This is a genomic window from Ectothiorhodospira mobilis (assembly GCF_016584115.1).
In the GTDB taxonomy this organism is placed as follows: domain Bacteria; phylum Pseudomonadota; class Gammaproteobacteria; order Ectothiorhodospirales; family Ectothiorhodospiraceae; genus Ectothiorhodospira; species Ectothiorhodospira mobilis.
Map to the genome: position 1 here is coordinate 25,395 of NZ_NRSK01000010.1, position 12,540 is coordinate 37,934.

Consider the following 12,540-nt stretch of genomic DNA (forward strand, 5'->3'; position numbering starts at 1 on the left):
TCCATCCTGCGTGCACACCCCACGGGAGGTAAGGCCCATGTCCGTCCCCCATGACACCCTCGCGGTCCGCCGACCCGGTTTCCTGCGGCGATTGTCCCCCGCCGACTGGCTCTGGGCGGTGCTGGTGGTGGTCTCCGGCGGCGTCACCCTGGCGCTGTTCGGTGACCGCATGAACATCTACCAGATCCTCACCCTGGTGGTGCACGTGGGGGTGGCCGTGTGGCTGGGCTGGTACTGGCGGGCCTTCCGCCCGTTCGCCCTGTCGGTGGCCCTCATGAGCCTGCTGGGGGTGCTGGCCTACGGGGACAATCTCGCCCATGCCGAGTCCAATTTCTTCCTCAAGTATCTGGTCTCGGGGCAGTCCGCGGTCATGTGGATGTGCGCCCTGCTGTTCATGTCCACCGCCGCCTACATGGCCCACATGTTCCGCCGGGGCGAGGGCGGCGAGGGGCTGGCCGCGAGCCTGGCGGTGGGGGCCGGCACCGCTGTGGTCGGGGCCGGGCTGCTGTGGGTGGGCAGCGCCGGTATCGTCCCGGGGATGCAGTGGGTGGCCCCCCTGTTTCTGATCATCGCCACCGGGGCCCTGGCCGGTCCCCTGGTGCGCTCGGATTTCACCGCCCGGGTGGGTGGCGCCCTGGCCTGGACCGCCGCCGCCTTCGGCCTTGCGGGCCTGTTCGTGCGCTGGCGCGAGACCTACCTGCACGACCCCACCTGGGGCTACATCCCGGTGAGCAACCTGTGGGAGGTCTTCGTCCTCTTCTGCATCATCACCGTGCTCATGTACCTCTACTACGAGGGCCGCACCCGCAACCGCGGCATGGGGGCCTTTGTGCTGCTGCTGGTGAGTGCGGCGGTGGCCTTTCTGCTCTACTACACCCTGGACCAGCAGGCCCACCAGGTGCAGCCCCTGGTGCCCGCCCTGCAGAGCTGGTGGATGAAGGTGCACGTGCCCGCCAACTTCATCGGCTATGGCGGTTTCGCCATCGCCGCCATGCTGGGCATCGCCTATATCCTGCGGGACTGGGGTGAGCGCCGCCGTCCGGGCGGCCTGCTGGCCCGGCGCCTGCCCGGCGGCCAGGTGCTGGATGACACCATGTACCGGGCCGTGGCCGTGGGCTTTGCGTTTTTCACCATCGCCACGGTGCTGGGGGCCATGTGGGCGGCGGAGGCCTGGGGCGGCTACTGGTCCTGGGACCCGAAGGAGGTCTGGGCCCTGATCGTGTGGCTCAACTACGCCGCCTGGCTGCACATGCGCTTCACCAAGGGCTGGCGTGGCACACGCATGGCCTGGTGGTCGGTCATCGGCCTGTTCCTCACCACCTTCGCCTTCGTGGGGGTGAACATGTTCCTGGGTGGCCTGCACTCCTACGGTGAACTCTGACCATGGCGGCGGCGCGCGTTGACCGTCTGCGGGCGAGCCTGCCGCCGTCCCGGGGGCGCCGGTGGCCCATGGTATCCATCGGCACCCCCGATGATCTGGATATGGGGCCCAGTACCCCGCCGCTGGAGGGGCAGTGCCTGCGCATCCTCAGTTATAACGTGCAGGTGGGTATCGCCGCCGCCCGCTTCCACCACTACCTCACCAACAGCTGGAAGCACTTTTTGCCCTACGGCGGGCGCCTGGGCAACCTGGACAGCATCGCCCGCTTCATCGCCGGATTCGATCTGGTGGGGCTGCAGGAGCTGGATGCCGGCAGCCTGCGCAGCCAGTTCATCAATCTGGCGGAATACCTCTCCGAGCGCAGCCGGCTGCCCTACTGGTACAGCCAGACCAACCGCAACCTGGGGAGCTTCGCCAAGCACAGCCTGGGGCTGCTCTCCCGCTATCAGCCCCATTCCGTGGTGGAGCACCGCCTGCCGGGCCGCATCCCCGGGCGTGGCGCCCTGGAGGCCCATTTCGGCGCTGCCCGCGGCGAGGACTCCCTGGTGATCCTGCTGGTGCATCTGTCCCTGGGCCGGCAGTCGCGCATGCGCCAGCTGCAGTACCTGGGGGAGGTGCTGCGGGAGCACGAGCACGTGGTGGTGATGGGGGATCTCAACACCCCCGCCCATTCCCAGGAGCTGCGCCGGCTGGTGCGCCACACCCGCCTGCAGCAACCCCTGGAGGGGGCCAAGACCTATCCCAGCTGGCGCCCCATGCATGCCTTTGACCACATCCTGGTGACGCCGGGGCTGGGTCTCAGGGGGGTGCATGTCTACAACCTGAACTATTCGGATCACCTGCCCGTGGGGGTGGAGGTGGTGGTGCCGGACACGGTTCGGCTCACCCACTGCCCCGGGGCGACGGGGCGGGCCGCGTCCGCCCTGCTTTCATAAGGCCGGGAGATACCGGATGCAGCGGCGGAGGCCCGACATGAACCACAATGCCGAGCCCGTGATCTTCGGGGAGGTCCTGTTCGACCGTTTCGGGGACCAGGCCGTCCTCGGAGGTGCCCCCTTCAACGTGGCCTGGAACCTGCGGGGGCTGGGCCATGACCCGCACTTCATCGGCGCCGTGGGGGCCGATGCCCTGGGGGCGCAGGTGCGCGGGGCCATGGACCGCTGGGGGCTGCGGCAGGCGGGGCTGCAGGAGGACCACAGGCATCCCACCGGCCAGGTGCAGGTGACCCTGGAGGACGGCAGCCCCCGCTATGAGATCCTGCCGGATCAGGCCTATGACCACATCGACCCGGAGGCGGCCCTGGCCTCGCTGCCGGAGCGGGCCGGGGTGCTGTATCACGGCAGTCTGGCCCTGCGCGGGGAACGCTCCCGGGCGGCCCTGGAGGCCTTGGTGGCGTCCCAGGGGGCGCCGGTGTTCATGGACGTGAACCTGCGTGCCCCGTGGTGGCAGCGGGAACAGGTGCAGGACTGGATGGCCCGGGCCACCTGGGTGAAGCTGAATCAGGAGGAGCTGGCCGCCCTGGCCCCGGTGGAGCAGGAGGATCTGGACGTGCAGGCGCGCATGACCCTGGCCCGCTTCGACCTGGATGCCCTCATTGTCACCCGTGCGGAGGCGGGGGCCATGGTGCTCACCCGGGAGGGGGCGGTGCACGCCCTGCAGGCCCCGCCGGTGGAGGCCCTGGCGGATACAGTGGGGGCGGGGGATGCCTTCAGTGCCGTGGCCCTGGCGGGGCTCATGGCGGGTTGGGGCTGGGATCTGATCCTGGAGCGGGCCTCCCTCTTTGCCTCGCGGGTGTGCACGCTGCAGGGGGCCACCACGGAGGATCGGGGATTCTACGAAGACGCCATGGGGGCCTGGGAGGGATAGGGGGCCGGCGGCCGCGGGCGGGGAGGGTCCCCGCCCGGACGGTTTGGGCCCCTTGCCGCGAACGGGACGGGGCCTGCCGGGGCGTTGCCCCGGCGGTATCCGCCTCCGCCCCGGGCGCGGGGCCTTTAGGGGCGCCAGCCCAGGGACTCGGCCTTGCGGCGGGCCAGACGGGGGATGTCCTGGGCCACGAACTGGTGGTGCAGCACCTGCACCCCGATCATGTGGTTGATCACCGCGTCCAGCTGCACCTGGGTGGAGGCGGTGGTGTCCCTGGCCTGGTGCAGCTCGAACAGGGCCTTCACCCCGGCCGGGTCCAGCAGGCCGGCCTCGGCCACCGCCTCGTCGGACAGGTACTGGTCCGCCAGGGCGCGCATGGCCGCCCACTTCTTCGGGTCGGTGTGGGCCGGGGGCGCCATGAAGGCGAACTTCTCCCGCTCGTAGAGCACCCGGGGCAGCAGGCCCTTCATGGCCTCGCGCAGGACGTACTTCTCGGTGCGGCCGTTGATGCGCATGGACGGGGGCAGGTTCACCGCCTCCTCCGCCAGGTGGTGGTCCAGGAACGGCGGCCGTGCCTCCATGGAGTTGGCCATGTCCACCCGGTCGCCCCCCCAGGTGAGGATCTGCCCCTCCAGCATGGTCTTGATCCACACGTACTGGGCCTTGTCCAGGGGATGGCGCCCCTCCAGCATGTCCGCGTCCAGGGCCCCGGCGATGGCGCGCCCCGGCTCGTAGCCCTTCACCTGTTCCCGCAGGTGCGGGGCCATCAGGCCCGGGGCGTGCTCGGCGCTGGCCAGCCAGGGCTGCAGGCAGGAGGGGGTGAAGCCCACCAGTTCATCCAGGGCCGGGTCGTGGAGTTCGTTCTCCGCCAGCATGGCCCCCTGGAAGAGCTGGTTGCTCTCGGACAGGAGCTGCTCCCAGCTGGCCCGCTCCGCCGGGGAGAGGGTGTCCAGTCCGTGGAGGAACATGTCGCGGCGGAAGGAGGGGTAGCCGGCGAAGAGCTCGTCGGAGCCCTCGCCGGTGACCACCACCCGGTAGCCGGCCTGGTTCACGTGCCGGCTCATGAGCAGCTTGGCCACCCCCAGGGTGTTGTAGATGGTGCGCTCGGCGTGCCAGAGGGTCTCCACCAGGTTGTCGTAGAGGTGGTCGGCGTTCAGGGTCATGATGTCCTGGTCGGCCCCCACGCTCTCGGCCATCTCCCGGGCGATGGCGGTCTCGTCGTAGTCGTCGTTGTCGAAGCCGATGGTGAAGGCCTTCACCGGCGACTGCTGGGTGGCGGCGGACAGACCCAGGGTGATGCAGGAGTCGATGCCCCCGGAGAGATAGCAGGCCACGGGCACGTCCGCCTCCAGGCGCAGCTGCACCGCCTCGGTGAGTTTCTCCCGCACCCCCTCGATGTAGTGCTGTTCGTCCTTCTCCGGGCCGCGCTCGGACTGCAGCGGGAAGTCCATGTCCCAATAGCGTTCGTCGCGGATCTCCAGCTTGCCGTGGCGGCGGGAGATGGTGACCACGTGGCCGGGCTTGACCTGGTGGATGCCCTCGAAGGCGGTCTGTCCGGGGACCATGGTCTGCATGAGCTGGTGGTACAGGCCCCGGGCCTCGAAGCGGCGGGGCACCTCGGGATGGGCGAACAGCACCTTGAGTTCGGAGCCGAACACCACGCGGCCGTTCACCTCGGTCCAGTACAGGGGTTTCACCCCGAAGCGGTCGCGGATGAGCATGAGCCGGTCGTGCTGGCGGTCGTAGAGGGCGATGGCGAACTCGCCCCGCAGATAGGGCAGCATGTCCTCCAGGCCGAAGCGCTCGTAGAGGTGCAGCACCATCTCGGAGTCGCTCTTGGTGCGGAACTTGGCCCCCCGGGAGGTGAGGTCCGTGCGGATGCGCTTGTAGTCGTAGAGCTCGCCGTTCACCGCCAGCATGAGATGGCCGTCGGGGGTGACAAACGGCTGGCGGCCGCGGTTCTCGTCCAGATCGATGATGGTGAGCCGGGCGTGGGAGAAGCCCACGCCGCGGTCGTCCTGGGTTTTGTAGCCGAAGCCGTCGGGGCCGCGGTGGTGCTGGATGGCGGCCATGGCCACCAGGGTCTCGGGATCAACGGGTCTGCTGGGATCGGCGTGGAAGACGCCGGCGATGCCGCACATGGGGATTCTCCTCGGGGATTCGGTTTCGGGTTCGGGGCGCGGGGCGCTCAGGGGGTGTCCATGACCTCGCTGACCCGCCGCACCATGCAGGTGAGCAGGGCCATGCGCACGAACACGGCGCCCCGGGCCTGGGCGAAGTACCAGTTGTGGGGGGTGGGGTCCAGGTCGGTGGACAGTTCCTCCCCCCGGGCCAGGGGGTGCAGGATGATGGAGCCGGGCTTTAAGGGGGACTGGGTGGAGAGCTTGAGATCGGTGCCCAGTTCCTCGTAGCCGTCCCCCACCCAGGCGATGGCGTTGATGTAGATCACGTCCAGCCCCGGCAGCTCGCCGTCCAGGTCCCGGGCCACCCGCAGGTGCAGCCCGAAGTCTTCCAGTTCCTCCCGCTGGCCGGGGTCGAAGGGGCTGTCCTCGTCGGTGAACAGCACCACCTCGTCCACGGCCTCCGGGAAGCGGGCCAGCAGCAGCAGCAGGCTGCGCACGGTGCGCATGCGGTTGGGCACGCCGATGATGCCCACGCGGATGCGCTGGTCCGCGGGCAGGTCCCGGTCCAGCAGGTCGGGACGCCACTTGAAGATGGTGTACAGGTCCGCCAGGGCCTGGGTGGGGTGTTCGTCGATGCCGTTACCGGCGTTGACGATGGGGATGCGCAGGCTGTCCAGCATGTCGTAGATGGCCCGGTCCTCGTTATTGCGCAGGACGATGACGTCGCCGTAGTTGTTGAACATCTCGGCGATGTCCTGGATGGACTCCCCCTTGGCCATGCCGGTGCTTTTGGCATCGGTGATGGACATGATGTCGCCCCCGAGCCGGTGCCAGGCGCTCTCGAAGGAGAGCCGGGTGCGGGTGCTGGGCTCGTAGAAGGCGCTGATGAGGATCTTGCCCTGCAGCGGCAGATGCATCAGCGCCGGGGTGCTCTCGTACTGGGCCGAGAGGCGGAAGAGCTGTTCCAGCGTGGCGCGGTCGAACTGGCGTGAGGACACCACGTGGCGGCTGGCCAGGGCCAGCAGGGGCTCGGCCTGTTCGGGGATGCTGTCGGCCAGGGCCCGGGGGCGCTCGATGCCGGCGGTGCCGTCCTTGGGGCGGAGCGGCTTGTGGAGCTGGGGGTCTTCGACCATGGGATGTGCCTCTTCGCTGTAAGGTGAAATCCTTGCCGGTGCGGGGGCGGCCCGGGTCACTCCGGGACTTCCTCCACCTTGGACAGTTCCGTCAGGGCCTGCTCGGTGGTCATCACCCGGGCATAGCGGTCCTTCATGGTGAGCAGGGTGGCCCGTTGCAGCTCCGGGGTCACGGTGGCGCAGCCGTCCTCGATGAGGGTGACATAAAAACCCAGGTCGCAGGCGTCGCGGATGGCGGTGGAGACGCATTCGTTGCTGTAGACGCCGACGATGAACAGGGCCGTGACCCCCAGGTTGCGCAGCACGTATTCCAGGTTGGTGGCGGTGAACACGCCGCTGGCGGTCTTGTTGATGACGATCTCATCGTCCTCGGGGGCGACGATCTCCAGGAATTCCGCCTCCTTGGAGCCGGGGGCGGCGTGCAGCCCCAGGCGCTTGTGCCCCGGCCCGCGGTCGCGCCCGTCCCGGGTGAGGGACTGGATGCGGGTGTGGATCACCTCCAGGCCCTGGGCGCGGAAGGCGTCCTGCAGGCGGCGTACATTGGGCAGTACCACGTTGTCCAGGCGGTCGAAGTAGTAGTCCTGGGCCTCCACCGGCAGACCGGAGCGCTCGGCATCGGCGAACACCCCCCAGCCCCGGGCGGCGTCCAGATACTGCAGGTCGATGCACAGCAGGGCGGCGTGGTGGGTGCCCAGGGCCCGGGTGAGGGCCCGGTTGGTGATCAGGGTGCCGCGGTACTGTTCCCGCAGGGGGTCGACGCTGTCGAAGCGCTTGTCACGATCCGGGCTCATTGCAGTGCCTCCTGGCCGTCCGCCGCCAGGGACAGCACGGCCTGTAACATGAGATTGGCCCCGCGCTCGATGTCCTCCCAGTTGGTCCACTCCGCCGAGGAGTGGCTGCGCCCCTCCAGGCTGGGCACGAAGATCATCCCCGTGCGGGTGATGGTGGCCATGATCTGGGCGTCATGGGCGGCCCCGCTGGGCAGGCGCAGGTGTTTCAGGTCCAGGGCCCGGGCCTTGTCGCCGAGCAGTTGCACCAGGCCGGGGTCGCAGCGCTGGGGGGGGATCTCCGACAGCACCTGGAATTCGAACATCAACTGCCGGCGGCGGGCCATGGCCGAGAGGGTGCGGCGGAAGGCATCGGCCAGGTTGGCCAGGGTGTCCGGGTCCGTGTCGCGCACGTCCAGGGAGAAGCCGGTGTAGCCGGGGACGGTGTTGGCCGCCCCGGGGCGCAGTTCCACGCGGCCGATGGTGGCACGGCTGTGGGGGCTGCCGTGTTCCTCCAGGATACGCTCGATCTCGCCGGCGAACTCCGCCAGGCCCTGGAAGCTGTCCACGCGCATGTCCATGGGGGTGGTGCCGGCGTGGTTGGTCTGGCCCCGCAGCTGCACGTCCCACTTGAACAGCCCGGTGATGGCCTCCACCACGCCGACGCTGAAATCGCCCCGGTCCAGTACCGGTCCCTGCTCGATATGCAGCTCCAGATAGGCGTGGATGGAATCCTTGGGGCGCCGGGCGAAGAGGGCGGCGTTGGCATCCAGGCCCCAGGCCGCCATGGCCTCGGCCAGGGTCACCCCCTCCAGATCCCGGGCCTCGTGGATCATGGCGGGGGTGAGCTGCCCCGCCACCGCCTGGGAACCGAACAGGCCGCCGAAACGGCCCTCCTCGTCGGTGAAGTTCACCACCTCCAGGGGATGGCGCAGGGAGACCCCCGCATCCTTCACCGTGCGCAGCACCTCCAGACCCACCAGCACCCCCAGGGCGCCGTCCAGGGGGCCACCGGCGGGCACCGTGTCCAGATGCGAGCCGATCAGGACGCTGGGGCGTTCACCGTCCCAGTCCAGGCGGCCGTGAAGATTGGCGGCGCCATCCTCATAGAACTCCAGTCCCGCCTCCAGGATGCGCTCGCGGAACCAGCGCCGCCCCGCCAGGTCCCCCTCGGTGAAGGCCATGCGGTGGATGCCGCGATCGGCGTCGCGACCGATGGCCGAGAGGGCCTCGATGTCGCGCTGCAGCCGGGGAAAGTCGATACGGATGGGGCTCATGCTTCGGCTCCGGAGAGGCCCGCGTGTTTTGCGGGGGTGGTTCAGTCGTCGGTGATGGGGCGCAGGGCGGCGCGTTCGTCCGGGGTCTCCATGATCTCCAGAAGATCCCCCAGACCGCGTTCCAGGGCCGTCAGGCTCTCCCGGGGGAGGGCCTGCAGGGCCCGGTTCAGTTCGCCCTGGGCCGGGGCCGGGGCGGTGTCCAGCAGGCGGCGGCCGGTGGGGGTGGCGTAGAGACGCACCACGCGCTGGTCCCGGCCGGCGCGCCGGCGCGCCAGCAATCCCTTGCGTTCCAGCTTGTCCAGCATGTTGGAGGCGGTGGAGGCATGGATGCTCAGCCGCTGGGACAGGTCGCCGACGCTCAGGCCCGGCTCCAGGTGCACTTCCCACAGGGCCCAGAGCTGGGCCGCGCTCACGCCGCAGTCCTCCTGGATGCGCCGCGAGTGCCCCTGCAGGGCGCGGAACAGGACCCGCAGGCGGCGGATCACGGTCTGCACCCGGGCCTCGGGGCCCGGGGAGGTCCCGGGGGCGGGGCCGGTTCGCGGGTTGGGCTGGGCCATGGGGCGACCTTTTTGCACAAATACTTTTTGTACAATAACATTCACCTTGAGAAGGCACAAACGCGCCCCGGTCATCATCCCCACCACGGCATCATCCGCGAGGAGGTCCGAGCATGCTGGAAGCCCTGAGGGAGGACATCGCCCGGCACCGTGAGTTCACCTACCTGCTGCTGCGCCGGCTGCAGAACCTGGGGCGGGCCTTCGTGCTGCGTTCCGACCTGCAGGATATGTACCGTGCCCTGGCCTCGGAGCATGCCGCCCCGCCGCCGGAGTATTCGGTCCTGACACAGATGCTGGAGGATGTGCAGGAGGCGGTGGTCACCGCCCCCTGGATCTCCTTTTCCGTGCGTCCCCAGGTGGGGCGCTGGGTCTATCTGCGCATCCATGCCGACGAGCTGGCGGTGGAACCGGTGTCGGTGGGGGCCTTCCTGGAGTTCAAGGAGCGTCTGGTGGCCCCCCATCTGGAGGAGTACCGCCCCCTGGAGTTCGATATCGGCGCCTTCCAGCGCAACTTCCCCAACCTGCGGGAATCCCGTTCCATCGGCCAGGGGGTGGAGTTCCTCAACCGCAAGCTCTCCAGCCAGCTCTTCGACCGGGATGGGTCGGGCTTCCACAAGCTGTTCCTGTTCCTGCGGGAGCACCGCTGCAACGGGCATCAGTTGATGATCAACGACCGGGTCCGGGACGTGGACGGCCTGCGCACCGTTATCCGTTCCGCCGAGAAGCGCCTGGCCCGTATGGATCCGGAGACCCCCTGGGACGCGGTGGCCCACACCCTGCAGGAGCTGGGCCTGGAGGCCGGCTGGGGGCGGGACGTGGGGCGCATCCTGGAGAGCCTGGAACTGCTCTCCGAGCTGCTGGAGGCCCCCTCGCCCAAGACCCTGGAGCGGTTCCTGGCGCGCATCCCCATGATCTTCAGCATGCTCATCCTCAGCCCCCATGGCTTCTTCGGCCAGTCCAACGTCCTGGGGCTGCCGGACACCGGCGGGCAGGTGGTCTACATCCTGGACCAGGTGCGTTCCCTGGAGCGGGAGATGCATGCCCGCCTCGCGGAGCAGGGCCTGGATATCCAGCCCCGCATCCTGGTGGTGACCCGTCTCATCCCCGAGGCCCGGGGCACCACCTGCGATCAGCCGGAGGAGCATATCTCCGGCACCCAGAACGCCAAGATCCTGCGCGTGCCCTTCCGTGGCCGGGACGGGGAGGTGGTGCCCCACTGGATCTCCCGCTTCGAGATCTGGCCCTATCTGGAGCGTTTCGCCAATGACGTGGAGACCCGCGTGCGCGCTGAGCTGGGGGGGCGGCCGGATTTGATCGTGGGCAACTATTCCGACGGCAACCTGGTGGCCACGCTGCTGTCGGCCCGCATGCACGTCACCCAGTGCAACATCGCCCATGCCCTGGAGAAGACCAAGTACCTCTACTCGGATCTCTACTGGCGGGAGAACGAGGACCAGTACCATTTCTCCTGCCAGTTCACCGCGGACCTGATCGCCATGAACGCCGCGGATTTCATCCTCACCAGCACCTACCAGGAGATCGCCGGCACCGATCACGCCATCGGCCAGTACGAGAGCTACGGCGCCTTCACCCTGCCCGAGCTCTATCGCGTGGTGAATGGCATCGACGTCTTCGACCCCCGCTTCAACATCGTCTCCCCGGGGGCCGACTCCGAGGTGTACTTCTCCCACCAGGAGACGGAGCGGCGCCTCGGGGGGCTGCACGGGGAGTTGCATGAGATGCTCTTCGGCGGGCCGCACCCGGAAGCCCGGGGGGTGCTGGAGGACCCGGACAAACCCCTGATCTTCACCATGGCCCGCCTGGATCGCATCAAGAACATCACCGGTCTGGTGTCCTGGTACGCGCATCAGCCGGAGCTGCGCCGGCGGGCCAACCTGGTGGTGGTGGCCGGGCATGTGGACGCCAGCCGCTCCACCGACCGGGAGGAGCAGGAGCAGATCGCCTGCATGCACCGGCTGTTTGACGAGCACGGCCTGGACGGGCAGGTGCGCTGGCTGGGGATGCGCCTGGACAAGGTCCTCTCGGGGGAGCTCTACCGCTACGTGGCGGACCATCGGGGGGTGTTCGTGCAACCGGCCCTGTTCGAGGCCTTTGGCCTGACGGTGATCGAGGCCATGGTCTCGGGCCTGCCCACCTTCGCCACCCTCTATGGCGGTCCCCTGGAGATCATCCAGCACGGCCGCTCCGGCTATCACATCGACCCCAACCATGGGGAGGAGGCCGCCGGGGTGCTGCTGGACTTCTTCCAGCGCTGCGAGGCGGACCCGGCCCACTGGGATCGGGTCTCCCGGGCGGGCATGGACCGGGTGGAGGCCCACTACACCTGGAAACGCTACGCCGAGCGCATGATGACCCTGTCGCGCATCTACGGGTTCTGGAAGTACGTCACCAATCTGGAACGGGCCGAGACCCGGCGCTACCTGGAGATGTTCTATGCCCTGCAGTACCGCCCGCTGGCGGCGCGGCTGGAGGAGTGAGCCCCGTTCTGCCCGACGCGGCACAGGGGCTGTGCCGCGCCAGCGGTGGTGGTATCCCGGTTCGGGTGCCGGTCCGATTCAGGCTGGGGACACCATACCCGCCGTTTTGCGCCGTTCAGAACGAGGCCGTTGTCTCCCCGGATTCATCGGAGAGGATGATCTCCACGCGGCGGTTCTTCTGGCGCCCCGCGAACGTCTCGTTGGTGGCGATGGGATAGTCCGAGCCCAATCCCCGGGCGATGATGCGGTCGGGGGAGATGCCCTTGCGCACCAGGGCCTCTTGCACCGATTGGGCCCGCTGCCGGGAGAGTTGCCGATTGAAGGCCGGGTCGCCGGTGCTGTCCGTGTGGCCTTCGATGATGGCCTTATAGCCGGGGTTGGCCGCCAGGAAATCCGACAGCCTCTGGATCATGCGCGCGGCCCCCGGTTTGAGTTCCGCCTTGCCGGTGTCGAAGAGCACGTCGCCGAGGGTGAGGACCATGCCCCGCGCCGTCTGTTGCAGTTGTCCCGTGGCGGCCAGATCCCTGGCCGGGCCCTCGGTCATGCGGGGCCGGTCTGCTGTATCGTCCTCCCCTGCAAGCTGTGCTTCCAGCTCCCTCGCCCGCAGGAGGGCCTCCTCGGCCTCGCGGCTGCGCGCCTCGGCCTGCTCCCTCGCCGAGCTTGCCAGCGCCCGGGCCTGGGCCAGGGCGATCTCGGCCTCCCGTGCCCGGGCTTCGGCCTGTTCCCGGGCGAGCTGCGCTTCACGCAGCCCGAAGGAGGCATCGAGATCATTCTGATCGGTCATGCCGGTCCCCTGCTGGGGTGGGGTTCCGGTCTGATAGGGCGCAACGTTGGCACAGCCTGTCAGCATGGTGAAAAGGGCCAGGCCCAGGATGGCCAGACCGGTGTTGCGGGCGTGGTGTCGAACGGGCATAGAATGGTTTCTCGGCGCTTGATGTTTC

10 protein-coding genes are annotated in these 12,540 nt (G+C 68.8%); 4 read left to right on the forward strand and 6 right to left on the reverse strand.

Features of this window, described 5'->3' with window-relative positions:
* Nucleotides 1-37: 37 nt before the first annotated feature.
* From ccsB to CKO33_RS05985, 3 genes are all read left to right on the forward strand, one after another.
* Nucleotides 38-1,381: a c-type cytochrome biogenesis protein CcsB gene (ccsB, locus tag CKO33_RS05975; RefSeq protein ID WP_200180289.1), complete on the forward strand. Its 1,344-nt coding sequence runs from the start codon at nucleotides 38-40 to the stop codon at nucleotides 1,379-1,381.
* A 68-nt stretch (nucleotides 1,382-1,449) separates the two neighbouring features.
* A complete protein-coding gene (locus tag CKO33_RS05980) occupies nucleotides 1,450-2,316 on the forward strand; it encodes an endonuclease/exonuclease/phosphatase family protein (RefSeq protein WP_200180389.1) in 867 nt (288 codons plus the stop codon).
* Nucleotides 2,317-2,353: 37 nt separating this feature from the next.
* Entirely contained in the window at nucleotides 2,354-3,247 is an 894-nt protein-coding gene (locus CKO33_RS05985) for a carbohydrate kinase family protein (RefSeq protein WP_200180290.1), read from the forward strand.
* Between the two features lie 125 nt (nucleotides 3,248-3,372).
* Here the strand turns inward: CKO33_RS05985 and asnB are convergent, their stop codons facing one another.
* Genes asnB through CKO33_RS06010 form a run of 5 tightly spaced genes read right to left on the reverse strand, consistent with a single transcriptional unit; the run spans nucleotide 3,373 to nucleotide 9,101 of the window.
* The gene (gene asnB / locus CKO33_RS05990; RefSeq protein WP_200180291.1) at nucleotides 3,373-5,385 is read right to left on the reverse strand and encodes an asparagine synthase (glutamine-hydrolyzing); all 2,013 of its coding nucleotides are present in this window, start codon (nucleotides 5,383-5,385) and stop codon (nucleotides 3,373-3,375) included.
* Nucleotides 5,386-5,432: 47 nt separating this feature from the next.
* Entirely contained in the window at nucleotides 5,433-6,500 is a 1,068-nt protein-coding gene (locus CKO33_RS05995; RefSeq protein WP_200180292.1) for an aspartate/ornithine carbamoyltransferase family protein, read from the reverse strand.
* A gap of 56 nt (nucleotides 6,501-6,556) precedes the next feature.
* Nucleotides 6,557-7,291 (reverse strand): cysteine hydrolase family protein, encoded by a 735-nt coding sequence (locus CKO33_RS06000; RefSeq protein WP_200180293.1) that lies wholly within the window; start codon nucleotides 7,289-7,291, stop codon nucleotides 6,557-6,559.
* Nucleotides 7,288-8,544: a Zn-dependent hydrolase gene (locus CKO33_RS06005; protein WP_200180294.1), complete on the reverse strand. Its 1,257-nt coding sequence runs from the start codon at nucleotides 8,542-8,544 to the stop codon at nucleotides 7,288-7,290. The genes CKO33_RS06000 and CKO33_RS06005 overlap by 4 nt, the downstream gene beginning before the upstream one ends.
* A 41-nt stretch (nucleotides 8,545-8,585) precedes the next feature.
* On the reverse strand, nucleotides 8,586-9,101 hold the full coding sequence (locus CKO33_RS06010; protein ID WP_200180295.1) for a MarR family winged helix-turn-helix transcriptional regulator: 516 nt from the start codon (nucleotides 9,099-9,101) through the stop codon (nucleotides 8,586-8,588).
* Between the two features lie 113 nt (nucleotides 9,102-9,214).
* Between CKO33_RS06010 and CKO33_RS06015 the strand changes: the two genes are divergently transcribed.
* On the forward strand, nucleotides 9,215-11,599 hold the full coding sequence (locus CKO33_RS06015) for a sucrose synthase (RefSeq protein WP_200180296.1): 2,385 nt from the start codon (nucleotides 9,215-9,217) through the stop codon (nucleotides 11,597-11,599).
* 115 nt (nucleotides 11,600-11,714) lie between these two features.
* Here CKO33_RS06015 and CKO33_RS13820 read toward each other — a convergent pair whose 3' ends face one another.
* A complete protein-coding gene (locus CKO33_RS13820) occupies nucleotides 11,715-12,383 on the reverse strand; it encodes an OmpA family protein (protein WP_200180297.1) in 669 nt (222 codons plus the stop codon).
* Nucleotides 12,384-12,540 lie beyond the last annotated feature (157 nt).